21 protein-coding genes are annotated in these 23,016 nt (G+C 65.5%); 10 read left to right on the top strand and 11 right to left on the bottom strand.

Going from position 1 to position 23,016, the window contains the following annotated elements:
* Positions 1-89 precede the first annotated feature (89 nt).
* Positions 90-1,460, bottom strand: a complete 1,371-nt coding sequence (gene ppnN / locus FHS02_RS02490) for a nucleotide 5'-monophosphate nucleosidase PpnN (RefSeq protein WP_137312647.1) — start codon at positions 1,458-1,460, stop codon at positions 90-92.
* 184 nt (positions 1,461-1,644) lie between these two features.
* Here ppnN and FHS02_RS02485 point away from each other — a divergent pair, with 184 nt between their 5' ends.
* The gene (locus FHS02_RS02485; protein WP_137312646.1) at positions 1,645-3,144 is read left to right on the top strand and encodes a peptide MFS transporter; all 1,500 of its coding nucleotides are present in this window, start codon (positions 1,645-1,647) and stop codon (positions 3,142-3,144) included.
* Positions 3,145-3,191: 47 nt separating this feature from the next.
* Here the strand turns inward: FHS02_RS02485 and glpD are convergent, their stop codons facing one another.
* Both glpD and FHS02_RS02475 read right to left on the bottom strand, forming a co-directional pair.
* A complete protein-coding gene (gene glpD / locus FHS02_RS02480; RefSeq protein WP_137312645.1) occupies positions 3,192-4,757 on the bottom strand; it encodes a glycerol-3-phosphate dehydrogenase in 1,566 nt (521 codons plus the stop codon).
* Positions 4,758-4,853: 96 nt separating this feature from the next.
* Entirely contained in the window at positions 4,854-5,018 is a 165-nt protein-coding gene (locus FHS02_RS02475; protein WP_175424707.1) for a hypothetical protein, read from the bottom strand.
* Between the two features lie 152 nt (positions 5,019-5,170).
* On the opposite strand from FHS02_RS02475, the gene FHS02_RS02470 reads away from it, so the two are divergent.
* The gene (locus tag FHS02_RS02470; protein ID WP_137312644.1) at positions 5,171-7,537 is read left to right on the top strand and encodes a penicillin-binding protein 1A; all 2,367 of its coding nucleotides are present in this window, start codon (positions 5,171-5,173) and stop codon (positions 7,535-7,537) included.
* Between the two features lie 167 nt (positions 7,538-7,704).
* Positions 7,705-8,580 (top strand): PP2C family protein-serine/threonine phosphatase, encoded by an 876-nt coding sequence (locus tag FHS02_RS02465; RefSeq protein ID WP_175424706.1) that lies wholly within the window; start codon positions 7,705-7,707, stop codon positions 8,578-8,580.
* Here the strand turns inward: FHS02_RS02465 and FHS02_RS02460 are convergent.
* Positions 8,549-9,436, bottom strand: a complete 888-nt coding sequence (locus FHS02_RS02460) for a PhzF family phenazine biosynthesis isomerase (protein WP_137312643.1) — start codon at positions 9,434-9,436, stop codon at positions 8,549-8,551. The genes FHS02_RS02465 and FHS02_RS02460 overlap by 32 nt on opposite strands.
* A 109-nt stretch (positions 9,437-9,545) precedes the next feature.
* On the opposite strand from FHS02_RS02460, the gene FHS02_RS02455 reads away from it, so the two are divergent.
* Complete coding sequence (locus tag FHS02_RS02455; protein WP_137312642.1) at positions 9,546-10,433, top strand: LysR family transcriptional regulator; 888 nt, start codon at positions 9,546-9,548, stop codon at positions 10,431-10,433.
* A gap of 27 nt (positions 10,434-10,460) precedes the next feature.
* Here the strand turns inward: FHS02_RS02455 and FHS02_RS02450 are convergent, their stop codons facing one another.
* Both FHS02_RS02450 and FHS02_RS02445 read right to left on the bottom strand, forming a co-directional pair.
* The gene (locus FHS02_RS02450) at positions 10,461-11,357 is read right to left on the bottom strand and encodes an alpha/beta fold hydrolase (protein ID WP_175424705.1); all 897 of its coding nucleotides are present in this window, start codon (positions 11,355-11,357) and stop codon (positions 10,461-10,463) included.
* 185 nt (positions 11,358-11,542) lie between these two features.
* Positions 11,543-12,256: a serine/threonine-protein kinase gene (locus FHS02_RS02445; RefSeq protein ID WP_175424704.1), complete on the bottom strand. Its 714-nt coding sequence runs from the start codon at positions 12,254-12,256 to the stop codon at positions 11,543-11,545.
* Between the two features lie 229 nt (positions 12,257-12,485).
* Between FHS02_RS02445 and mfd the strand changes: the two genes are divergently transcribed.
* Positions 12,486-15,926 (top strand): transcription-repair coupling factor, encoded by a 3,441-nt coding sequence (gene mfd, locus FHS02_RS02440; RefSeq protein WP_137312639.1) that lies wholly within the window; start codon positions 12,486-12,488, stop codon positions 15,924-15,926.
* 35 nt (positions 15,927-15,961) lie between these two features.
* Positions 15,962-16,804 carry a phosphoserine phosphatase SerB gene (gene serB / locus FHS02_RS02435; protein ID WP_137317265.1) on the top strand — a complete coding sequence of 281 codons (843 nt, stop codon included), beginning with the start codon at positions 15,962-15,964 and terminating at the stop codon, positions 16,802-16,804.
* Between the two features lie 205 nt (positions 16,805-17,009).
* Here the strand turns inward: serB and FHS02_RS02430 are convergent, their stop codons facing one another.
* The 3 genes from FHS02_RS02430 to FHS02_RS02420 form a co-directional block, all read right to left on the bottom strand.
* A complete protein-coding gene (locus tag FHS02_RS02430) occupies positions 17,010-18,203 on the bottom strand; it encodes a CaiB/BaiF CoA transferase family protein (RefSeq protein WP_137312638.1) in 1,194 nt (397 codons plus the stop codon).
* Between the two features lie 83 nt (positions 18,204-18,286).
* Positions 18,287-18,784, bottom strand: coding sequence for a TspO/MBR family protein (locus FHS02_RS02425; RefSeq protein ID WP_137312637.1), 498 nt, complete (start codon positions 18,782-18,784; stop codon positions 18,287-18,289).
* 260 nt (positions 18,785-19,044) lie between these two features.
* Positions 19,045-19,773: a PEP-CTERM sorting domain-containing protein gene (locus tag FHS02_RS02420; protein ID WP_175424703.1), complete on the bottom strand. Its 729-nt coding sequence runs from the start codon at positions 19,771-19,773 to the stop codon at positions 19,045-19,047.
* Positions 19,774-19,972: 199 nt separating this feature from the next.
* On the opposite strand from FHS02_RS02420, the gene FHS02_RS02415 reads away from it, so the two are divergent.
* From FHS02_RS02415 to FHS02_RS02400, 4 genes are all read left to right on the top strand, one after another.
* Positions 19,973-20,425 (top strand): c-type cytochrome, encoded by a 453-nt coding sequence (locus FHS02_RS02415; RefSeq protein ID WP_308700773.1) that lies wholly within the window; start codon positions 19,973-19,975, stop codon positions 20,423-20,425.
* Between the two features lie 2 nt (positions 20,426-20,427).
* Positions 20,428-20,667 carry a hypothetical protein gene (locus FHS02_RS02410; protein ID WP_137312636.1) on the top strand — a complete coding sequence of 80 codons (240 nt, stop codon included), beginning with the start codon at positions 20,428-20,430 and terminating at the stop codon, positions 20,665-20,667.
* 17 nt (positions 20,668-20,684) lie between these two features.
* Positions 20,685-21,032, top strand: a complete 348-nt coding sequence (locus tag FHS02_RS02405) for a GFA family protein (RefSeq protein ID WP_137312635.1) — start codon at positions 20,685-20,687, stop codon at positions 21,030-21,032.
* A gap of 83 nt (positions 21,033-21,115) precedes the next feature.
* Positions 21,116-21,472: a DUF4870 family protein gene (locus FHS02_RS02400; RefSeq protein ID WP_137312634.1), complete on the top strand. Its 357-nt coding sequence runs from the start codon at positions 21,116-21,118 to the stop codon at positions 21,470-21,472.
* 95 nt (positions 21,473-21,567) lie between these two features.
* On the opposite strand, the gene FHS02_RS31180 is transcribed toward FHS02_RS02400, so the two are convergent.
* Together FHS02_RS31180 and FHS02_RS31175 are read right to left on the bottom strand one after the other, a co-directional pair.
* Complete coding sequence (locus tag FHS02_RS31180) at positions 21,568-22,419, bottom strand: hypothetical protein (protein WP_217496900.1); 852 nt, start codon at positions 22,417-22,419, stop codon at positions 21,568-21,570.
* Positions 22,379-22,978, bottom strand: a complete 600-nt coding sequence (locus FHS02_RS31175; RefSeq protein WP_217496899.1) for a hypothetical protein — start codon at positions 22,976-22,978, stop codon at positions 22,379-22,381. Before FHS02_RS31175 ends, FHS02_RS31180 begins: the two co-directional genes overlap by 41 nt.
* Between the last annotated feature and the right edge of the window lie 38 nt (positions 22,979-23,016).

The raw sequence follows: 23,016 nt of genomic DNA, 5'->3' as shown, positions 1-23,016 counted from the left end.
CGAAAACCGGTGACAGACACCCGTTATTTTGAAATATTTCTCAAGAACCGGAGCCTGTCACCGGTTTTGACGTCACCGGTTTCGCCAGCTTACAAGACCACACGGTAGCAAGGCACGTAGGCTTTGCCCGGCAACTTCATCCGGCTCTGCGCCACGAACGATGCCAGCAGCCGGTCCATCGGCTCCATGATCGCCGCGTCGCCGTGGATCTCGAAGTGGCCGTGCTCCTCGATCGCGCGGATGCCGTCGGCCTTCACATTGCCGGCCACCACGCCCGAGAATGCGCGCCGCAGGTGCGCGGCCAGCACGTGCACCGGCTGGTTCTTGTGCAGTTTCAGGTTGCGCATGTTTTCATGGGTCGGCGCGAACGGCCGCTGGAATTCCTCGTCGATGCGCAGCGCCCAGTTGAAGTAATAGGCATCACTGCGCGCCTTGCGGTATTCGCGCACCTGCTTGATCCCTTCCTGCATTTCGCGCGCCACCGATTCCGGGTCGTCGACGATGATCTTGTAGCGCTTCTGCGCTTCCTCGCCCAGCGTCAGCCCGATGAACTCGTTGATCTGCGCGAAATAGTCGCGCGACGATGCGGGGCCGGTAAAGATCAGCGGGAACGGAATCTCGGCATTTTCGGGGTGCAGCAGGATACCGAGGATGTACAGGATTTCCTCGGCCGTGCCGGCGCCGCCCGGGAACACGATGATGCCGTGGCCGGTGCGCACGAAGGCCTCGAGCCGCTTCTCGATGTCCGGCATGATCACCAGGTCGTTGACGATCGGGTTCGGCGACTCGGCGGCGATGATGCCCGGCTCCGTGATGCCGAGATACCGGCCATTGATGAAGCGCTGCTTGGCATGGCCGATCGTTGCGCCCTTCATCGGCCCCTTCATCGCGCCCGGACCGCAGCCGGTGCAGATATCCAGCGCGCGCAGGCCCAGTTGATAACCGACTTCCTTCGTATAGTTATATTCGGCGCGATTGATCGAGTGCCCGCCCCAGCACACCACCAGGTTCGGATTGGTCTGCGGCCGCAGCACATTGGCATTGCGCAGGATGTGGAATACCGCATCGGTGATCCCGTCGGTGCGCGACAGGTCGAATTTCGGGTTATCGGTCACTTCGTTGCTGACGAAGACAATATCGCGCAGCACCGCGAACAGGTGTTCGTGAATACCCTTGATCATCTTGCCATCGACGAATGCGATGGCCGGCGCGCCTTTGATCTCGAGCTTGATGCCGCGCTCGCGCTGCAGGATGTTGATGTCGAAGGACTGGTAGCGGTCCAGCAGCTCCTTGCCGTCGTCGATGGTGCTGCCGCAATTGAGCACGGCCAGTGCGCATTGGCGGAACGTTTTATATAAACCACCCTTGCCCGTATCGAGCAGCTTGAGCACTTCCGCTTTCGACAGTACCTCGAGTTTGCCTTCCGGTGAAATCAGAGTATCGACAAATCCTTGTTCCATGGTGCGACCATCCTTTATTCAAATAATGCGTATTGCCCCCGTATGACTGCCAATATACGACATCGGCGCGGTACATGGATTGCAATCTTTTCAAACGAACCATATTGCTGCGTTGCACCACACGAATCCTTCGACAAAATTCGGGGCTCCATTACAATGGCGACTTTTTTTCAGGAGATGCCGCATGAGCGGTTCTAGCAAGGCAGTAGACACGGCCATCCCCGAATTCAAACAGATTTTGGGGCATCCCGCTCCACTGTGGATGTTGTTCATGACGGAGTTCTGGGAGCGCTTCGCGTTCTACGGCATCCGTTGGGCGCTGGTGCTGTATATCGTCGCCCAATTCCACGGTGGTGCGGCTTCCGGTGAGGCCGACGCAAACCTCACCTATGGTTCGTATCTCGCGCTCGTCTATGCGGCGGCGCTTTTCGGCGGCTATGTAGCCGACCGAGTGCTCGGCTACCAGCGTTCCATCCTGGTCGGTGCAGCCTTCATGGCGGCCGGCCTGTTCATGATCGCCGTACCCGACCCCACCATCTTCAAGGTGGGCCTGGCCACCATCATCACGGGTAACGGCCTGTTCAAGCCGAACATCTCGACGATGGTCGGCAAGCTGTACGCCGCGGCAGATTCGCGCCGCGACAGCGGCTTCACGATCTTCTACATGGGTATCAATGCGGGCGCGTTCATCGCCCCGATCCTGACCCAGCACCTGGCCCAGTATGTGTTCAATACGGGCGACATACCCGAGTACAAGGTGGTGTTCATCGCTTCCGGCATCGGCATGCTGATTTCGCTGGTGTGGTTCTTCATCGGACGCAAGGAGCTGAAAGGCATCGGCATGCCCGAACCGCATGCGACAAGCACCGCCCGCGTGCTGTACGTGATCGCCGGCTGCCTGGCCGTGATCCCCGTCGTGTTCGCACTGCTGGCCGTCGGCGCGCAGCAGTTGCAGGGCGTATTGACGGTGCTGTTCATCCTGCTGGCGGTGATGCTGCTGGTCGAAGGCTACCGCAACGGCCCCGTGGCACGCGACAAGGTGTGGGCCATGATGATCATCTTCGCGTTCAACATCCTGTTCTGGATGTTCTTCGAACAGGCCGGCAGCTCGTTCACCTTCCTGGCCGAGAACATCGTCAACCGCGCCTTCGGCGACTGGATCTTCCCGACCGCGTGGTTCCAGAGCGTAAACTCGATCGCCATCATCACGTGCGCGCCGATCATCGCGGCGATCTGGATCTTCACGGCGAAGCGCAATGTCGAACCGTCGATCCCGCGCAAGTTCGGCCTGGGCCTGATCTTCAACGGCCTGGCGTTCCTGCTGCTGGTGTTCGCGCTGAAGACGATGGTCGTCGACGGCAAGATCCCGTTCTGGACGCTGTTCATGGTCTACGTGATCCAGTCCATCGGCGAACTGTGCCTGTCGCCGATCGGCCTGTCGATGGTGACCAAGCTGGCGCCGACCCGCCTGGTCGGCCTGGGCATGGGCGGCTGGTTCCTGTCCACCGGCATCGGCAACAACCTGTCCGGCATCTTCGCCTCGCACGTCTCGGGCGAGTCGGGCATGTCGGTGGAATCGGCGCTGTCCGGCTACAACTTCGGCTTCTGGTCGCTGGTGATCGGCGGCGTGCTGCTGTTCCTGCTGGCACCGCTGATCCAGAAACTGATGCACGGCGTGAAGTAATATTCGTGATCCGGCAAGTAAAAACGGCGCCCCGCGGGGCGCCGTTTTTACTTGCCCGCCACCTGCAGCGGATGTTCCATAAGCCACGCATCCAGCTGCGCCGCGGCGCCGGCCGGCAAATGCAGCCCGAGCTTCGTGCGCCGCCACAGGATATCCTCGGGCGTCATCGCCCATTCGTGCCGCCGCAGGTAATCCAGTTCCGCCTCGAACAGGCCGGGCAGCACCTCGCCCCCCATGTCCGCCATTGACGACCGCCCCTGCAGCAACGTATGGATGCGGGTGCCGTAAGCCCGTGCATAGCGGCCGATCAGTGCGCAGTCGAGCCAGTGGTACTGCACCTGCACCCGCGAGCGCCAGCCATCGAATTCCAGCACCGAACGGCTTTGCGGCGTGGCGCCGAACAGGTCGCCGCCCGGCAGGCAGGCGCCGGCCGTCCACGCCCCGCTCCGGTGACCGAGCGCCTTGCAGAGCAGGTCCGTGGTCTCCTCGGCCAGCTTGCGGTAGGTGGTCAGCTTGCCGCCGAAGACGGTCAGCAGCGGCGCCTCGCCGGACGGCCCGCCGCCATCGACCTGCAGGCGGTAGTCGCGCGTGACCGCGCTGGCACGGGCGGATGCATCGTCGAGCAGCGGGCGCACGCCGGCATAGCTCCACACCACATCCGCCGGAACCACGGGCTCCCTGAAATAGTGGCTGGCCACGCCGCACAGGTAGCGGATCTCGTCGGCGTCGATCGCCACCTTTGCCGGGTCGCCCGCGTACTCGACGTCGGTGGTGCCGATCAGCGTGAAATCGCGCTCGTAGGGAATGGCGAAGACGATGCGGCCGTCCTCGTGCTGGAACAGGTACGCGTCGTCGTGCGCGAACAGGCGGCGCACCACGATGTGGCTGCCCTTGACGAGCCGCAGCCGCGTCCTTGCCTGCGCCGCCTCGGGCCGGCCCAGCGCCACGTCGAGGAAAGCGGCGGCCCAGGGTCCGGCCGCGTTGACGATGGCGCGCACCGCGATCTGCTTGAACGTGCCGTCCGGCTTGCGCAGGGTGACGCGCCACGCGCCGTTCTCGCGGCGCGCTTCGGTGCATGCCGTGCGCGTCAGGACGCACGCCCCTTTATGCGCCGCGTCGACCGCGTTCAGCACCACCAGCCTTGCGTCGTCGACCCAGCCATCCGAGTACACGAATGCCTGGCCAAGCGCCGGGTTCAGTGCCCGGCCGGCCGGGTGGCAAGCCAGCTGCACGCTTTCCGAAGCCGGCAGCAGCTCGCGCCGCGCCAGCCGGTCGTACAGGAACAGGCCGGCGCGAAGCAGCGCCGCGGAACGCTGCCCGGTGTGCGGCATCACGAAGCGCATCGGCCGGATCACGTGCGGCGCCGCGCGCAGCAACACCTCGCGTTCGGCCAGCGCCTTGCGCACCAGGCCGAACTCGTAATGCTCGAGATAGCGCAGGCCGCCGTGAATCAGCTTGGTGGAAGCGGACGACGTATGCGCGGCCAGGTCGTCGCGCTCGCACAGTGCCACGCACAGGCCGCGCCCCGCCACGTCGCGGGCAATGCCGGCGCCATTGATGCCGCCCCCTACCACCAACACGTCGCAATCGACGTCCTGCCTTGCCGCTGCCATCGGATCCCCGGCTGATTAATTTCTATGAAGATACGATAGTTACATGGGTTGAGCAAGTATCGTGCGCCAGCGCATCACGTCTGGCCGCGCCCCATGTCACTTCACCTCTCGCTTCTTGACCGTTTCCGACTGCTCCTGCGCCGGCTTGAGGGCCGGCGGTGGCGCAAGCGGCAGCGGAAAACCCAGGAATACCATCACCAGCAAAACGGGCAGCAGCAGGTAGAACAGCGGCCGCTTCCAGTGAAGTTTCGATTTGAGCATGTGGATTAGCTCGTTACAGCGACGCGGTTTTCAAGGGCGGCAGCGCAAATTCAGGTGCCGGATGTGGCGCCGAAGCGACTGTCGGCGCCGCATATTCGCTGGTCTATAATGGCCGGCGCATTTGTCTCACCGCAACCGAGGAAACCCAACTCTTGAGCAATCTCCCTTCCTGGCTGAACCGCCGCAACGCCATCATCGGTGTCGCCGCCGCCGCCATTGCCGCCCTCCTCGCCGGCATCGCCCTGCTGGGCTACCTGTTCCTTGTCGTGCGTCCCCGGCTGCCCGAACTCGACGCCGTCATCGATTACAAACCGAAGATCCCGCTGCGCGTGTACACCGCGGACAAGGTGCTGATCGGCGAGTTCGGCGAGGAACACCGCGACTTCGTGCCGGTGCAGCAGATGCCGGCCATGATGAAGAAGGCCGTGCTGGCCATCGAGGACACCCGCTTCTACGAGCACGGCGGAGTCGACTGGCTGCGCGTGCCCGGCTCCGTCCTGGCCAACCTGTCGGGCAGCTTCCGCCAGGGCGGCTCGACGATCTCGATGCAGGTCGCGCGCAACTTCTACCTGACGCGCGAAAAGGTCATTTCCCGCAAGCTCAACGAAGTGATGCTGGCCTTCAAGATCGAGGACGCGCTGACGAAAGACCAGATCCTCGAGCTGTACATGAACCAGATCTACCTGGGCCAGCGCACGTTCGGCTTCGGCGCGGCCGCGCAGACCTACTTCGACAAGCCGCTGAGCGCGCTGTCGATCGCCGAGATCGCGATGCTGGCCGGGTTGCCGAAGAATCCCGCGCGCCACAACCCGATCACCAACTTCAAGCGCGCCAAGCTGCGCCAGCAGGTGGTGCTGCGCCGGCTGCTCGCCGTGGGCTACATCACCGATGCGCAGTACCGGAAGGCGCGTGCCGAGACGCTGCGCGTGAGCAGCAAGGGACAGGACTTCGCCGTCCATGCCGAGTACGTGGCCGAACTGGCCCGCCAGGCCGCGTTCACCGAGTTCCAGGAAGCCGCCTATACACGCGGCATCGTGGTGCGCACAACCATCGTGGCCGCCGACCAGGAAGCCGCCTACCAGGCGGTGCGGCGCAACGTCATCGCCTATGACCAGCGCCACGGCTATCGGGGGCCCGAAGCCTTCATCGCGCTGCCGGAGGACGAAGCCGAGCGCGAAGAAGAGATCGATCGGGCACTGGCCCGGCAGCCCGTCACCGACGGCCTGATTGCCGCCGTGGTCCTGGCCGCCGGCCCGCGCGAAGTGCGCGCCGAGCTGGCGGACGGCACGGACGTGACGATCACCGGCGATGGCCTGAAGCTGGCCGCCGCCGCGCTGTCGCCGAAGGCGAAGGATGGCGTGCGGATCCGGCCGGGCGCCGTGATCCGCGTCAGCCGCGCCGGCAAGAAAGGCTGGGCCATCACGCAGGTACCGAAGGTGGCGGCGGCGTTCGCGTCGATGGATCCGCTGACCGGCGCCTACCGCGCCATGGTCGGCGGCTTCGACTACAGCGTGCAGAAGCTCAACCACGTCACGCAGGCGTGGCGCCAGCCCGGTTCCGCGATCAAGCCGTTCGTCTACTCGGCGGCCGTCGAAAAGGGCTATGGCCCGGCCACGCTGATCGACGACGTGCCGCTCGAACTGCCGGGCGGCGCCAACGGCGAGCCCTGGCGCCCGCAGAACGACGACTTCGTGTTCGACGGACCGATCTCGATGCGCATCTCGCTGGCCAAGTCGAAGAACGTGCCTTCGGTGCGCATCCTGCGTGCCATCTCGGTGCCGTATGCGCATGCATTCCTGGGCCGCTTCGGCCTCGACCTGTCGAAACATCCGCAAAACCTGACGATGGCGCTCGGCACCGGTGCCGTGACGCCGGAGCAGATGGCCGGCGCCTACGCGGTATTCGCGAACGGCGGCTACCGCATCCGGCCCTACCTGGTGGCCAGCATCGAGGATGCCAGCGGCAAGGTGCTGCGCGTCATGCAGCGCACCGCCCGGCCCGAGGAATCGGCGCGCGTGCTCGATCCGCGCAACGCCTTCCTGATGGACAGCATGCTCCACGAGGTGGCGCGCACCGGCACCGGCGCGGCGGCGGTGCAGCGCATCGGCCGGCCGGACATCGCCGGCAAGACCGGCACCACCAGCGACGCCTTCGACGGCTGGTTCGGCGGCTATGGCGGCGGCATCGTGGCGGTGGCGTGGATGGGTTACGACGAACCGAAGTCGCTGGGCGGCCGCGAGTTCGGTTCCACGCTGGCGCTGCCGATCTGGATCGACTACATGCGCAGCGCGCTGGCCGGCCGGCCGATCGTCGAACGCCCGGTGCCGGAAGGCGTGGTCCAGATGAACGACGACTGGGTGCTCGAGGAGTATGCCGGCGACCCGGCAGTGCGCACGATCGATATCGATCCCGCAACGCTCGACGGTGCGGCGCCGGCCATGCCCGACGACGGCAGCGAGCCGGCGCCGGTGCAGGCTCCAGTCCCACCGGAGCCGCAGCCATCGCCCTACGTCAATTGATGTGCGCTGGAGGCGGCCGGCAATGACCGGCTGATCCGCAGTGGCGCTGCGGGTACGGGGCCGGAGTGCTGTCTCAACTGCGGTGCTGTCTCAACCACGGGCGCGCATGCTAGCATGCGGTCCCTGGGCCCTGGCAACATGGCCGCATCATTACCGCGGGAGATACCTTGGGCAGCTGGAAGCAGTTATCGCCATCGCAATACCACACGCTGGACCTCGGCGTGGCGTTCGGCATCACCGACGTGGGCATCGTACGCACCGCGAACCAGGACAATTTCCATATCTCCCCCGAACTGGGCCTGCTGGCCGTGGCGGACGGCATGGGCGGCCACGCGGGCGGCGAAATCGCCAGTGCCGAAGCCATCGAACAGCTGTGCGGCTTCATCGCCGCCGCGCGCGGGCAAGGTCCGGTCCTCGGCGCCGATGGCGACACCACCATACCCGTTTTCCGCGCCAGCGCGTTCGATCCTTCTTCGACCGACCCGGACGCGACGTGGACCGACGCCACGATGAAAGCCATGATCACGCTGCACGACGCGGTGGAATTTGCCAATGCGCGACTGTATGCGGCAAACGTGGCGCGCCACCAGGCCGACGGCATGGGCATGGGCACGACCCTGACGGGCATGTGGCAGCCCGCGCCGCACGGCCCCGTGTTCATCTTCCACGTCGGCGACAGCCGCCTGTACTGCTGGCGTGGCGGCGCGCTGCGGCAACTGACGCGCGACCAGACGCTGTACCAGCAGGCGCTCGACCTGGGCGCGCCCGAGCCGCTGCCGCCGCGCAACCTGCTGCTGCAGGCGCTGGGCCCGACCGCGACCGTTCGTCCGGAGCTGCTGACGCGGGCGGTGGCTCCGGGCGACGTCTACCTGCTGTGCAGCGATGGCCTGTACGGCGACTCGGATCCGGCGGCCATCGCGGCGATCCTGGCCGACGCCCGCGACGACAACCTCGATGCCTGCTGCGCCGCGCTGGTCGACCTGGCCCGGCGCGATGGCGGCCGCGACAATATCACTGCGCTGCTGCTGCGCTGTCGCGCCTGATCACCGCGTCGCCGGCGATCGTGACCACCGCCGGCTCGCCGGCAGCGATTTCCACATCGACGTGGACAACGCCGTCGCGCCCCAGTGCACGGCCCTGGTGGCCTTCGAACGCCAGCCGTTCACTGTCGTGCGCCATCAACCCATGGCGTACCAGGTAGGCACCCAGCGGGCCGTTGGCATTGCCGGTAACCGGATCTTCCGCCACGCCGATCGCCGGCGCGAACATGCGCCCTTCCGTGCAGCGCTGGCCCACGGCAAAGGGGAACCAGCCCTTGCTGCCGACTTCGGCGCCGAGCGCCACCAGTGCCGCGGGATCGGGCAGCAGCCGGTCCAGTACCTGCACGTCGGCCAGCGGCACCAGAACCTTCGAGTGGCCGGTCGAGACCACCTGCACCGGCAGTCCCGCCGCGATATCGTCGGGCCGGATGCCGAGCGCCGCCGCTATCCGCGGCCGCAGCGCCGGCGCTACCGGGTCGCCGAACGTGGGCGCACCCTGCCGGATCGCGACGCGCCAGTCGCCGCCGTGCCGCGACGCCGTGATGCGCTGCAGCCCGGCGCCCGTCTTCTGCACGAAGCTGCCCTCGAGGCCTTGCGTGGCCGCGCGTACGTAATGCGCCGCGACCGTCGCATGGCCGCACACGGGAACCTCGACCGTCGGGGTGAAGAAGCGCACGTGCACGTCATGGCCGGCGTCGGCCGGCTTCAATACGAACGCCGTTTCCGAGTAGCCCAGTGCCGCGGCAATGCGCAGCATCTCCTCCTCGCTCATGCCATCCGCATCAAGCACCACGCCGGCCGCGTTGCCCTTGCCGGCCGTGCGGGTAAATGCGTCCACGTGAAAAATCCTGCGTTCCATGCGTTCTCCGTTTCCAGGTTTCGATGCCGACAGCATAGACTCTGGCCATCGCTGGAACAATACTCGCCGGGGATGACAGACTCTCTCGCCTGGCAATAGAATAGGTCCGATGAACCAACTGGATGACTACAAGGTCTTCGTGACGATCGTCGATGCCGGCTCGCTGACGGCGGCGGCGCGCGCCCATGGCCGTTCGCTGCAATCGGTCAGCAGGATGCTGGCGCGGCTGGAAGAAGAAATGGGCACCCAGCTGATTCGCCGCACCACGCGCAGCCTGCAGGCCACGCCGGCCGGCGCCGCGTTCGCCGACCGGCTGCGCCCCGCGCTGGCCGACATCGATGCCGCCCGCGCCGACGTCCGCAGCGAAGCGCAGCACGTGGCGGGTACCTTGCGGGTTGCCGCGCCGGCGCTGCTGGGCGCCAGCCACCTCGCGCCGATGCTGGCGCGCTTCATGCAACGCTGGCCGGAACTGCACGTCGAACTGGTCGTCGGCGACCGGCACGCCGACCTGCTGAAGGAAAAGCTCGACCTGGCCGTGCGCGTCGGCGAACTGTCCGATTCCTCGCTGCGCGCCCGCCCGCTGGCGCGGCTGCGGCGGGTTTTTTTCGCCTCTCCCGACTGGCTGCAACGGCACGGCACACCGGCTTCGCCTGAAGCACTGGCACGGCTTCCGTGCGTGATCCGCACGATCGGCCCCGAGCGGGGCCAGTGGCCCTGGCAGGTGGACGGTACCGCGCGGCGTGTCAGGGTGGCCGGCGCCTTCCGTGCCAACGACGCGGCCACCTGCAACGAAGCGGTGGCGCAAGGCCTCGGCGCCGGGATGGCCGCGTTGTGGCAGGTGCGGCGGCTGCTCGACGAAAGACGCGTGCAGCTGATGCTGCACGATTTCGAACCGCCGCCGCAGCCCGTGCAGGCCGTGTGGCACGGCACGCAGACCGCCGGCGCACGGCTGCTGGTGGAGCACCTGGCACTGCAGTTCGGGGCATCGTACTGGTAGCCGTACGGCCGCGGCTACCGTGCTGCGTCAGATGCCGCCGGTACCCGCGGCGCCGTGGCCCTTGTCGGCCGCATCGATGACCTTCTTCACCGCATCGATCACCAGTTCCGGCTCTTCCATCTGGATGCCGTGCCCGCTCTTTGCCGTCACGACCTGCCAGCCGTTGGTAAACTGCCTGGCGAAGTCGGCGTGCAGGTCCCGCTTGATCGCCACCGCTTCCTGCGTCTCCAGGAAGAATTCGGCCTTCCCGGCTTGCTGCACCGATGTCAGCACGACGACCGGGACGTCCGGCACCTTGCCTGCCAGCGGCAGTACGCCGCTGTCGAGAACCGGCTGCAGCAGCGCGAGCTCGGGCTTGAACTTGGGCGGCACGATGGACGCGAACTTGCTGTCGTCCTCGGCGGTACGCGCGGCATCGAGCTTGCGCAAGGCGGGACTGAAACGTTCGTCGCTCGGGTCGACCAGGACCATGCCGGCCACCTGGCCCGGGTGCCGCGCCGCAAACGAACGCACCAGCAGCGCGCCGTAGGAATGGCCGACCAGGATGAACGGCGGCGCCAGCCGCGCGGCGGCGATCAGCTGCTCCAGTTCGGCCGTGTTCTGGGCGATCGTGCGGGGCTCCGGCCGGGCATCGGATGCGCCGTGGCCGGCACGCGAATAGGTCAGCACCCGCGCCGTGGCGGCCACCTGCGGCGCCACCTTGCGCCAGGCGCGCAGGTCGCTGCCGAAGCCGGATTCGAAAATCACGGTGTACTTCCCGCTGCCGGCGATCGCGGCCTGTATCTGGTACGGCTTGTCGCCGACCGCGACCTGCGTGGCCTCGATGCCGGCCGCGGGAACCTGCGCCTGGACCGGCAGCGACATCATGGCGATGGCAGCAAGCATGCCGCGCACCGACAGCTTCAAGACTGTTTTCCTGTTCATGTTTCCCCAGTTCGACACCGTTGATGATAGGTCAGAAGACAGGTCAGGATATAGCAATCCTGCGCTGCCGGCCAGCAGCGGCAGATCGCGCCGGCCATGCGCCGGAAAGCACCCGCCACGCGATGGCTGGTGGCCTTCGATGACGGGTAGCAGACTGTTCAACCCGAGAGCAGCCTGCCTGGACATCAGGGCTGCTTTCGTGTCGACAGCATGGTCCGGAAGGCGGCAGCGTCGGCGACGCGTCGTGCGGGTTCGGGCGCCAGCGCTGCGTCCAGCACTGCCTCCCATCCCGGCAGCAGCGGCCAGCGGCCGGCCACGATGGCGGCCATCGCTTCGAACGGCGTTCCGGCGAAGGGGTGCGTGCCGGACAGGAGGCGATACAACAGGACGCCGGCGGCGAACAGGTCGGCGCGTGCATCGACGCGGCCCCGCCACTGTTCCGGCGGGGTGCTGGCCGGGGTGCCCCGCACGGCACACGGGCCGGCATGGCAAACCAGGCCGAAGTCGGCGATGACGGGCGTGCCGCCGGCCAGCAGCACGTTGGCGGGTTTGATGTCCCGATGGACCAGGCCGCGCTGGTGCAGCGCCTCCAGGCCCGCGAGGAGACCGTCCATCCACGCCAGCAAGGTGGCCGGCGCCACCGGCCCGTCCATCGGTTCGGACATCGCAGGACCGTCGATCCATGCCAGCGCATGCCAGCAGGTGCCCTGCTCCAGGACGCGGGCCAGGTTCGGATGTTCCAGCCCGCACAGCGCCGCAGGCACGGCGCCGGCCTTGACCAGTGCCGGGGCGCCATCCGGGCCGCGCGCGCGCCACGCGCGCGGCGTGACCTGCCATTCCAGTGTGTAGTGCTGCGGCCACCATCGCACGATCGCCAGGGGTTGCTGCAGGCCTGCCATTTGCGTTTTCGACTCCATCGTTCGACTGTAGCGTGAATGCCGTGGCATTCGCGCGCACACTGGTGCACCAGCGCGAGAGGCGCGCTGCTGCCCGAGGGTTGTGAGCGCCTTGTCCAGTGCCGCCTGACGGGCGACGGGACCTGCGTGCTTCGACTATAATGTTGCCTTGCCTTTCAGCATCCTTCCACTCAGCAGTTACAGTCAGCAGCCACGTTAGCCTTCCTGCCGCATGCCCTTCGACTTTACACGAGCTTTCCCCAAACCCGGCAACCGCTTCGCGCTGCCCGCGCTGTATGGTTCCGCCGACTCCCATGCGCTGGCCCAGGCGGCGCTGCACCTGAAGGAACAGGGCCGCATGCTGGCCGTCATCGTGGCCGCGGCCAGCGACGGCCAGCGGCTGCTCGACGAGATACCCTGGTTCGCGCCCGGCTTGCGCTGCCACCTGCTGCCGGACTGGGAAACCCTGCCTTATGACGCTTTTTCTCCGCACCAGGACCTGGTATCGGAGCGCCTGGCCACGCTGCACGAGATCCGCAGCGGCCAGTGCGACGTGATGCTGGTGCCGGCCACCACGGCGCTGGTGCGCATGGCGCCGCCGTCGTTCCTGGCGGCCTACACGTTCTTCTTCAAGAAGGGCGAATCGCTCGACGAGGCGAAGCTGAAAGCCCAGCTGACGCTGGCCGGCTACACGCACGTGACGCAGGTGATGTCGCCGGGCGAGTACTCGGTGCGCGGCGGCCTGATCGACCTGTTCCCGATGGGTTCCGCGCTGCCGTACCGGCTCGACCTGTTCGGCGACACGATCGAGACGATCCGCACCTTCGACGCCGACACGCAGCGCTCGCTGTATCCGGTCGGCGAAGTGCGGCTGCTGCCGGGCCGTGAATTCCCGATGGACGAAGCGGCGCGCACCACGTTCCGCAGCCGCTGGCGCGAGACGTTCGAAGGCGATCCGTCGCGCTCGGTGGTCTACAAGGACATCAAGAGCGGCATCGCCTCGGCCGGCATCGAATACTACCTGCCGCTGTTCTTCGAAGAGACGGCCACGCTGTTCGACTATCTGCCCGAGGGTGCCGCCCTGGCGCTGGTGGGCGACATCGACGGTGCGATCCGCCGCTTCTGGGGCGACACCGAGAGCCGCTACAAATTCCTGAAGGCCGACCGCGAACGGCCGATCCTGCCGCCCGAAGCGATTTTCCTGCGCGACGAAGCGTTCTTCACGTGCGCGAAGCAGCATGCCCGCCTCACGATCGGCAAGAGCCTCGATGGCGAGCCGTCCGAACTGTCGGCACCGGTGCCGAACGTGGCCGTCAACCGCCACCTGGACGATCCGCTGATCAACCTGCGCGCCTACGCGATGCGCCCCGACCTGCGCGTGATGATCTGCGCCGATTCGGCGGGCCGGCGCGAAACGCTGCAGCAGTATTTCGCCGAGTTCGACCTGCACCCGGCGCTGGTCGACGGCTTTGCCGGCTTCCTCGCCTCGCACGATCGCCTGGTGCTCGGCGTGGCGCCGCTGCAGGCCGGTTTCGAACTGCATTCGGGCACTGAAACGCTGGTGTTCATCACCGAGACCGAGATCTATGCCGGTTCGGGCCGGCGCGTGGGCAAGAAAAAACAGGAAGCCGTCACGCAGGTCGAGTCGATGGTGCGCGACCTGTCGGAGCTGAAGATCGGCGACCCGGTGGTGCACATCAACCACGGCATCGGCCGCTACATGGGCCTGGTCAGCATGGACCTGGGCGAAGGCGAGACCGAATTCCTGCACCTGGAATACGCCAAGGACACCAAGCTGTACGTGCCCGTCTCGCAGCTGCACGTGATTTCGCGGTATTCCGGCGGCGCGCCGGAAGACGCGCCGCTGCATGCGCTGGGTTCCGGCCAGTGGGACAAGGCCAAGCGCAAGGCCGCCGAGCAGGTGCGCGACACGGCGGCCGAGCTGCTGAACCTGTATGCCCGGCGCGCCGCGCGCCAGGGCCACGCCTTCGAATACTCGTCGCACGACTACGAGCGCTTCGCCGAAAGCTTCGGCTTCGACGAGACGCCGGACCAGGCGGCCGCCATCCTGAACGTGATCCGCGACATGACGTCCGGCAAACCGATGGACCGGCTGGTGTGCGGCGACGTCGGTTTCGGCAAGACCGAAGTGGCGCTGCGCGCCGCCTTCATCGCCGTGATGGGCGGCAAGCAGGTGGCGATCCTGGCGCCGACCACGCTGCTGGCCGAGCAGCACGCGCAGACGTTCGCCGACCGCTTCGCCGACTGGCCCGTCAAGATCGCGGAAATGTCGCGCTTCCGCACCGGCAAGGAAATCGCCAACGCGATCAAGGGCATGGCCGACGGCACGCTCGACATCGTGATCGGCACCCACAAGCTGCTGTCGAGCGACGTGAACTTCACCCGCCTGGGCCTGGTCATCATCGACGAGGAACACCGCTTCGGCGTGCGCCAGAAGGAAGCACTGAAGTCGCTGCGCGCGGAAGTGGACGTGCTGACGCTGACCGCCACGCCGATTCCCCGCACGCTGGGCATGGCGCTGGAAGGCCTGCGCGACTTTTCCGTGATCGCCACCGCGCCGCAAAAGCGGCTCGCCATCAAGACCTTCGTGCGCAGCGAGGACGGCTCGATCATCCGCGAAGCGATCCTGCGCGAACTGAAGCGCGGCGGCCAGGTGTACTTCCTGCACAACGAGGTCGAGACGATCCAGAACCGCCTGGCGCAGCTGACCGAACTGGTGCCCGAGGCGCGCATCGCCGTCGCCCACGGCCAGATGCACGAGCGCGACCTGGAAAAAGTGATGCGCGACTTCGTGGCGCAGCGCTACAACATCTTGCTGTGCACGACGATCATCGAGACCGGCATCGACGTGCCGACCGCGAACACCATCATCATGCACCGCGCGGATAAATTCGGGCTGGCACAGCTGCACCAGCTGCGCGGCCGCGTCGGCCGTTCGCACCACCAGGCCTATGCCTACCTGCTGGTGAGCGACCTGCAGTCGCTGTCGAAGCAGGCGCAGCGCCGGCTCGACGCGATCCAGCAGATGGAAGAACTGGGCAGCGGTTTTTACCTGGCCATGCACGACCTGGAAATCCGCGGTGCCGGCGAAGTACTGGGCGAAAGCCAGTCGGGCGAGATGCTCGAAGTGGGCTTCCAGCTGTATACCGACATGCTGAACGAAGCGGTGCGCGCGCTGAAGGCCGGCAAGGAGCCGGACCTGGCGGCGCCGCTGGCCACCACCACCGAGATCAACCTGCACGTGCCGGCGCTGCTGCCGGCCGATTTCTGCGGCGACGTGCACGAGCGCCTGTCGATCTACAAGCGTTTGGCCAACTGCGAATCGCAGGAAGCGATCGACGGCCTGCAGGAAGAACTGATCGACCGCTTCGGCAAACTGCCCGAACCGACCAAGGCGCTGGTCGAGACCCACCGGCTGCGAATTGCCGCAAAGACCGTCGGAATTGTTAAAATCGACGCCCATGGAGAAGCAGCGAACCTGCAATTCATGCCGCAGCCGCCCATCGACCCGATGCGCATCATCACCCTGATCCAGAAGCACCGGCACATCAAGCTGAACGGGCAGGACAAACTGAAGATCACCGCGAGCATGCCGGACCTGGCAGCGCGTGTCGCACAGATCAAGACCGCCATCAAACAACTGACTGCCTGACGAATTAGCTGATGAATCAAGTACAAGACATGACCATGAACCTCGTCCTGCAGGGCCTGGACGACTGCCATCCGCGCCTCGAGCGCATCGCGGCGCTGACGGCGCCGAAGCGCGTCACGCGCGTTTCCGACAACGCGCTGCGCTGCGAAGGCATCGCTTTCTCTCCGGCGCTGCGGCAGACGATCGAAGTGGCCGCCCATGCGGCCGAGCTGGACGCGACCTACATGATGGGCTCCCAGCACCTGGCCGACTACAAGCTGGTGGCGATGGACATGGACTCCACGCTGATCACGATCGAGTGCATCGACGAGATCGCCGACATGCAGGGCCTGAAGCCCCAGGTGGCGGCGATCACCGAGGCCGCGATGCGCGGCGAGCTGGATTTTTCGGAAAGCCTGCGCCGCCGCGTGGCGCTGCTCGAAGGACTCGACGCGTCGGCGCTGCAGCGCGTGTTCGAGGAACGGCTGCGCCTTTCGCCCGGTGCCGAGCGCATGCTGAAAGCGGTGCAGGCGGCCGGCCTGAAGACGCTGCTGGTCTCCGGCGGTTTCACGTATTTCACCGACCGCCTGAAGCCCCTGCTCGGCCTGGATTTCACGCGTGCCAACCAGCTGGAAATCGTCGACGGCAAGCTGACCGGCAAGGTGCTGGGCGATATCGTCGACGCCGAGGCCAAGCGCGCCACCGTCGAACATGTCTGCGCCACGCTGGGCATCGACCCGAGCCAGGCAATCGTCATGGGCGACGGCGCCAACGACCTGAAAATGATGGGCATCGCCGGCATGTCGGTGGCGTTCCGCGCCAAGCCGGTCGTGCGCGAGCAGGCCACGGTGGCGCTGAACTTCGTCGGCCTGGACGGGATTCTTAATTTACTCGACTAAGCTGCTCGACTAAGCTGCTCGACTGAGCTGCTCGACTGAAATCGGGGCATTCGCTGCTGCTGGCGGAGTCCGCGGCCTGGTGTCGGATACCGGTCCTTCGGTGTCGGACACCGGTTTTCGCCGCCATCGTCGATCTATGCAGGTAAAACCGGTGTCCGACACCTGAAGGTGTCCGACACCAGGCAGTTTGCCGGCGCTACTATTCCTACTGCACCGCGCCGCCCTCGCGCAAGCGGGCGATATCGGCCGCCGTCATGCCCAGCTGCGCCAGCACGGCATCGGTATGCTCGCCCAGGACCGGACCTTGCCAGCGCACCGCGCCCGGCGTGTCGGACAGCTTCGGCACGATGCCGGGCATGGCCACCTCGACGCCGTCCGGCAGGCGCTGGCGCAGGATCATGCCGCGTGCCTGGTAGTGCGGATCGGCGACGATATCGGCCACCGAGTAGATGCGGCCGGCCGGCACGTCGGCCGCTTCCAGTTCGGCCAGCACGTGTTCGATCGGATGGTACGACGTCCATCCGGCGATCGCCGCATCGATCAGCGCGGCCTGCGCGGCACGGCCGTCGTTCTGCGCGAAACGGGGGTCGTCGGCCAGGTCGGGCCGGCCGATCACGGCCATCAGCCGCTTGTAGATCGGATTGCTGTTGCCGGCGATGACGACGTAGGCGCCGTCGCGTGTCGGATAGGTGTTCGACGGCGCGATGCCCGGCAGCGCGCCGCCGCTGCGCTCGCGCACGTGGCCCAGCAGGTCGTATTCCGGCACCAGGCTTTCCATCAGGTTGAACACGCTCTCGACGAGCGATACGTCGACCACCTGGCCGTCGCCCTGCCCCGTCTTCACGCGCAGCACCGACATCAGCGCGCCCATCACCGCGTGCAGCGACGCCAGCGAGTCGCCCAGGCTGACGCCGACACGGGCCGGCACGCCGCCCGCCTCGCCGGTGGTATAGCGGATGCCGCCCATCGCCTCGCCGATCGCGCCGAAGCCCGGCCGGTCTTTATAAGGGCCGGTCTGGCCATAGCCGGATATGCGCACCATCGTCAGCTTCGGGTTCAGCGCATGCAGCACGTCCCAGCCCAGGCCCAGCTTTTCCAGCGCGCCGGGCTTCATGTTTTCAATGAGGACGTCGGCATCCTCGAGCAGGCGCTTGACGATGGCGATGCCGTCCGGGCTCTTCAGGTTCAGCGCGATCGAGCGCTTGTTGCGCGACTGCAGGTACCACCACAGCGACGTGCCGTTGTGCAGCTTGCGCCACTTGCGGATCGGATCGCCGTCGCCGGGCGCCTCGATCTTGATCACGTCGGCGCCGAACTCGGCCATCAGCCGGGCCGCGAACGGCGCCGCGATCAGGGCGCCGATTTCAATCACTTTGATTCCTTGCAGGGGTCCGCTCATGTCTCTTCTCCAATGTAATGCGGGGAGCATAGACAACGGTGGCGCTTCCGTCCAGCGGGCCGGAGATGACCTGGACCCCGGGGTCAGCCCAGCAGTTGAGGATTGCGCTGCCAGCAGGCGAACGTGAGCCCGGCGGCGAAGGTGACCCACACCAGGTAAGGCAGCAGCATCACGCCGGCGATGCGGCGCGCCTTCCAGAACGCCACCGTGGTGGCCAGCACCAGCGCCCACAGCAGCAGCACTTCGGCAAACGCCGCGCCGCCCAGGTGCCAGGCAAAGAACAGCCAGCTCCACAAGGCGTTGGCGGCCAGCTGCACCAGGTACAGCCAGAGCGTGCGCGGCGCCGTCGAGAAGCCGCGCATGCGCCAGACCAGGAACGCGGCGATGGCCATCAGCAGGTACAGCGCCGTCCACACCGGACCGAACACACCGGCCGGAGGCGCCCAGTCGGGCTTGCTCAGCTGCGCGTAGAACTGCGGCGCGTCCTGCGAGGCCCAGGCGCCCAGCGCCGCCGCCGCGAAAGTGACCAGCAGCCAGCCGGCGAGGTGCTTGATGTTGTCGGCAAGTCGGTGCGTATCCATGACCCATGCAGCTTGTTGGAGGAATACTAACTGTAGCAGGGGTGGCATCAGCCCGGCGCGCGGGCAGCATTCCTGCGTACATGGCATGTGCCGATTCACGGTCCGGCAATACGCCGCTGGTGTGGGATTGAACTGGAATCGGGATCGGGATCGGGATCGGAATCGGGATTGAATCGAGATTCGGATTGCGCAGCGTGGCAAACGCGGCAATCAGTCGAGTGGCACGAAAGTGGCGAAATCCACCTTCGTGTCCCGCACGATTATGCGCGTTGCAGATTATCCAGGGTCATTGCGACGGAATAAATGTCGCGTTGGCGGATTTTCCTGCGGCGACGTGCCGCTGCTCCAACTACGAACAGGCCGGCGATTGTCATCGCGGCTGCACCAGGTTCCGGCACAGGCGCGGCAATTTCAGGAATAAAATTGCCGGTAAATGAAAAAGCATAGCCCTCGACTTCTTCATAACCCTCATAAATATAGTCAAACTTGAACCCAGGTTCCAGGAACAGGCGATCCAGTGCCCCTCGCCATGTGGTAACCCCGTCGAGTGCTCCTGCCGCCGCCGACCCGGTGATGGTGTAAGCCCCTGTCACGCCCGGGAAATAGAGATGCACTTTAACTCCGTCTGCAGATTTCTCGAACCAGGGATGCGAAGTCCAGGAAGCCAGTTCGGGAATGTTTGCCGCGACACTGTCTTCCGTGATCATCGCCTGCCACCTGGGAATGTCCGGGTCAGGCTGATACCAATCCAGCGCCGCCGATGGGTCTGCGAACCCATACGTCAGCGTACCTGTGTGGATTTGTCCGACGACCAGCAAATCCACGGGCTGGTATCCGTCAAACTGGTTAATCAGGACCGATTCCACTTCCACGCCATCCTTCTGCAGGGTAGCAATATTGGTCGTGACAGAAACCTCTTGCAGGGCAGCGTTAGCAATCGGTGCACAACATACGGCTGCAGCTATCATTATGCTAGAAAGTATTCTCATGCCCGCCCCTGTTATTAATAAAATATGATATTAACACCGGCCGAACGGGTCCGATATTTTTTCCGAAAGATATTCGCACTGTCCCATATTCACAACTTGCAATTTCCAATCAAGAAATTTTGATGCCAACCGGGGTGCCCCGCGCGTACTTATACTCGAGCATCAATCGCTGGGCGGTCGTCCGCTGCGCCGGCATTGCATGCGTTACCGGCGTACCGCGCACGGGCGGCCCCGGCGGGTCTATAATCAGGCGATGAAACGTCGCGTCACGAAACGATCCGGTCTTCTGCACATCCCTGCGCTGTTGATTGCCATGCTGCCTGCCCTGAATGCCAACGCCGCTGGCGGTGCCGATCCGAAGGCCGGCGCGGCCGCGTTCCGCGTGTGCGCCTCGTGCCACCAGGTGGGTCCGGGCGCGCGCAACGCGTTCGGCCCGCACCTCAACAACCTGTTCGGCCGACGCGCCGGCAGTTTGCAATATGCCTATTCCGCCGCGATGAAGAAATCGCCGGTCGTCTGGAACGACAGCACCCTGGCCGCGTTCCTGCGCGATCCGGATGCCGTCGTGCCGGGCACGAAGATGCGCCTGTGGGGCTATTCCGACGAGCGCAAGATCGCCAACCTGCTTGCCTACCTGCGTCAATACCAATAGCCATGCCAACCACCATCACGCACCGCCGCACCCGCATCGTCACCCTCGATATCGGCGAGGAGCCGGCTACCCATTGCCGTCCGGGCGACATCGCCATCCAGCAGGTCGACGGGGGCTGGACGCTGTGGTTCGTCGGCGACGACGGCAGCATCGAAGGCTACGACGAACCCTATCCCTCGCAGAAAGAAGCGATGTGGTCCGCCAAGGCGGCGGCCGAGTATTCCAGCAGCGACCAGTCCTGACCATTCCGGGAGGTGCCATGCTCTACAAGGGAAGCTGCCACTGCGGCAAGGTGGCGTTTGAAATCGAGGGCACGATCGACGGTGCCCTGTCGTGCAACTGTTCGATCTGCCGGCGCAAGGGATCGCTGCTGTGGTTCGTTCCGCGCGGCCAGCTGAAGCTGACCACGCCGGACGAGAACGCGGCCACCTACCTGTTCAACAAGCACGTGATCCGGCACCGCTTCTGCCCGGCCTGCGGCATCCATCCCTACGGCGAAGGCACCGATCCGAAAGGCAATGCGACGGCGGCGATCAACATCCGCTGCATCGACGGCATCGATCTGGATGCCATCCCGGTCCAGCATTACGACGGCCGCAGCATGTAGCCAGCGGCCAGGCGGTGCTCCCGCCTTGGCAGAATTGCTATAGACTGTGCCTTCCTTTCAACCTCCAACAAGGGGAGTGCTAGATGGCCCAGGACCTCGTTCTCGATTCCCGCACCGACTCGGCCAAGAGCTGGGCATGGTGGCTGTACGTGGCGCATGCCGTCAGTTTCTTCTTCACGCTCGGCCTGTTTTCTTTCATCCCGCTGATCCTGAACTACGTGAAGCGGCCCGAAACCGAAGGCACGTTCGTGCACAGCCATCACGGCTGGCAGATACGTTCGTTCTGGTGGTATGTCGTGTGGATGGCGCTGGGCTGGATCCTGTTCGCCACGATCATCGGCATCCTGTTCGCGTGGGTCATCTGGGTCGCCGCGTGGGTCTGGAAGGCCTACCGGCTGATCCGCGGCTTCATCGCGCTCAACAACAACGAGCCGGTGTGATGCGAAGCCGAGGTCGATGAAACCGGTGTCCGACACCTTTTCGCGGTGCGAGAAAGTGTCCGACACCAGCGGCAGCGCCTCTTTTCAGGATGCGCCTACAACACCCGCAGGAACGCCACCAGGTCGGCCTTCTCCGTATCCGTCAGCTTCGTCTCCAGCACGAGGTTAAAGAATTCCACCGTGTCTTCCAGCGTGATCAGCCGGCCGTCGTGCAGGTATGGCGGCGACTCCCTGATGCCCCGTAGCGGGAACGTCTTGATCTTGCCGTCGCCGACCGCCTTCATGCCGTTCACCATCTGCACCTTGTAGAAGCGCTCGGTCTTCAGGTCGTGCATCAGGTTGTCCGTATAGTACGGCGCAGCGTGGCAGGCCACGCACTGCCCCTTGCCGTTGAAGACAGCCTCGCCGCGCAGCTCCTGCTCAGTGGCCCTCCTTGGATCGAGCTTGCCATACACGTTTAGCTTGGGCGCCGGCGGAAAGTCCATCAATGCCTGGAATTCGGCCATGAAATGCACCTGGCTGCCCCGTTCGAGGATGTTGACGCCCTTCTTCGTGGCGATCACGGGATCGCCGTCGAAATAGGCGGCGCGCTGCTCGAACTCGGTGAAGTCCTCGACCGTCTTCAGCGCCCGCTGCGAGCCGAACAGGCGCTGCACGTTCAGGCCGCGCAAGGTCGGCGTTTCGATGCGGTGGCGCAGTTCCTGCGGACGGATGTCGCCGACCAGGTGCGTCGAGGCGTTGGTATGGCCATTCGAATGGCAGTCGAAGCACGACACGCCCATGCTCGGGCGCACCGAGCGCCGGTCCTCGGTCTGGTTGAACTGCTGCTGCGGGAATGGCGTGAGCAGCAGGCGCAGGCCCTCGATCTGCTTCGGATTGAGCAGGCCGTTGAAGATCTCGTAGTAGTTATCGATCGTCAGCAGCCTGCCGTTCGCCACGTCGCCCATTTCCGGATGCGTGGAACTCCGGCAGGATATGGTCGGGCAGGTCGAACGACAGGTCGAAACGGTTCAGGTCGCGCCGTTCCTGGCGCAGGATCTCGTCGATGTGGAACTGCGGGAACAGCATGCCCCCTTCCGGATGGTTCGGATGCGACAGCGGCAGGAAGCCGGCCGGGAACAGGCCTTTCGCCTTGACGTCCTCGGGGCGCATGCCCGCAAGCTGCTGCCAGGTCACGCCGCGCGGCAGCTTGACGCGCACGCCCGCCTGCACGGGCTTTCCGCGAAACATCGTCACGCCCGCCGCCGGCCGGTTCGCCAGGTCGTAGCGCTGCGCCAGCAGGTCCTGCTGGCGGCGCTCGATGGCGGGCCGCGCCGCCTTCATCCGCTCCATCGTCACCTGGAACGGCTCGGTGATGTCGACCTTCATGTAGCTGCTCGGCAGCTGCGCCGGAGGTGGCTTGGGTCTGGCATCCTGTGTCCAGACCAGTGCCGGGACCAGCGCCAGGGCGATGGCGACGGCACCGACCAACGGCCTGTATGAAACCTTGCCGCATGAAGCTTTCATGACTCCTCCTTGTCGTTATGAATGAAGGGCTGGCAGAC

Source organism: Pseudoduganella umbonata (genome assembly GCF_014192225.1).
Classification (GTDB): Bacteria; Pseudomonadota; Gammaproteobacteria; order Burkholderiales; family Burkholderiaceae_D; genus Rugamonas; species Rugamonas umbonata.
This window is presented reverse-complemented; position numbering and strand designations above follow the sequence as displayed.

Coding starts and splice junctions, on each gene's coding strand:
- FHS02_RS02420 (WP_175424703.1), bottom strand. CDS start 19,773: ATGAGAATACTTTCTAGCATAATGATAGCTGCAGCCGTATGTTGTGCA.
- FHS02_RS02430 (WP_137312638.1), bottom strand. CDS start 18,203: ATGAGCGGACCCCTGCAAGGAATCAAAGTGATTGAAATCGGCGCCCTG.
- FHS02_RS02460 (WP_137312643.1), bottom strand. CDS start 9,436: ATGGAACGCAGGATTTTTCACGTGGACGCATTTACCCGCACGGCCGGC.
- FHS02_RS02450 (WP_175424705.1), bottom strand. CDS start 11,357: ATGAACAGGAAAACAGTCTTGAAGCTGTCGGTGCGCGGCATGCTTGCT.
- serB (WP_137317265.1), top strand. CDS start 15,962: ATGAACCTCGTCCTGCAGGGCCTGGACGACTGCCATCCGCGCCTCGAG.
- FHS02_RS02445 (WP_175424704.1), bottom strand. CDS start 12,256: ATGGCAGGCCTGCAGCAACCCCTGGCGATCGTGCGATGGTGGCCGCAG.
- FHS02_RS02425 (WP_137312637.1), bottom strand. CDS start 18,784: ATGGATACGCACCGACTTGCCGACAACATCAAGCACCTCGCCGGCTGG.
- FHS02_RS31175 (WP_217496899.1), bottom strand. CDS start 22,978: ATGAAAGCTTCATGCGGCAAGGTTTCATACAGGCCGTTGGTCGGTGCC.
- glpD (WP_137312645.1), bottom strand. CDS start 4,757: ATGGCAGCGGCAAGGCAGGACGTCGATTGCGACGTGTTGGTGGTAGGG.
- FHS02_RS02405 (WP_137312635.1), top strand. CDS start 20,685: ATGCTCTACAAGGGAAGCTGCCACTGCGGCAAGGTGGCGTTTGAAATC.
- FHS02_RS31180 (WP_217496900.1), bottom strand. CDS start 22,419: ATGGGCGACGTGGCGAACGGCAGGCTGCTGACGATCGATAACTACTAC.
- FHS02_RS02475 (WP_175424707.1), bottom strand. CDS start 5,018: ATGCTCAAATCGAAACTTCACTGGAAGCGGCCGCTGTTCTACCTGCTG.
- FHS02_RS02400 (WP_137312634.1), top strand. CDS start 21,116: ATGGCCCAGGACCTCGTTCTCGATTCCCGCACCGACTCGGCCAAGAGC.
- FHS02_RS02455 (WP_137312642.1), top strand. CDS start 9,546: ATGAACCAACTGGATGACTACAAGGTCTTCGTGACGATCGTCGATGCC.
- FHS02_RS02415 (WP_308700773.1), top strand. CDS start 19,973: ATGCGTTACCGGCGTACCGCGCACGGGCGGCCCCGGCGGGTCTATAAT.
- FHS02_RS02485 (WP_137312646.1), top strand. CDS start 1,645: ATGAGCGGTTCTAGCAAGGCAGTAGACACGGCCATCCCCGAATTCAAA.
- FHS02_RS02410 (WP_137312636.1), top strand. CDS start 20,428: ATGCCAACCACCATCACGCACCGCCGCACCCGCATCGTCACCCTCGAT.
- ppnN (WP_137312647.1), bottom strand. CDS start 1,460: ATGGAACAAGGATTTGTCGATACTCTGATTTCACCGGAAGGCAAACTC.
- mfd (WP_137312639.1), top strand. CDS start 12,486: ATGCCCTTCGACTTTACACGAGCTTTCCCCAAACCCGGCAACCGCTTC.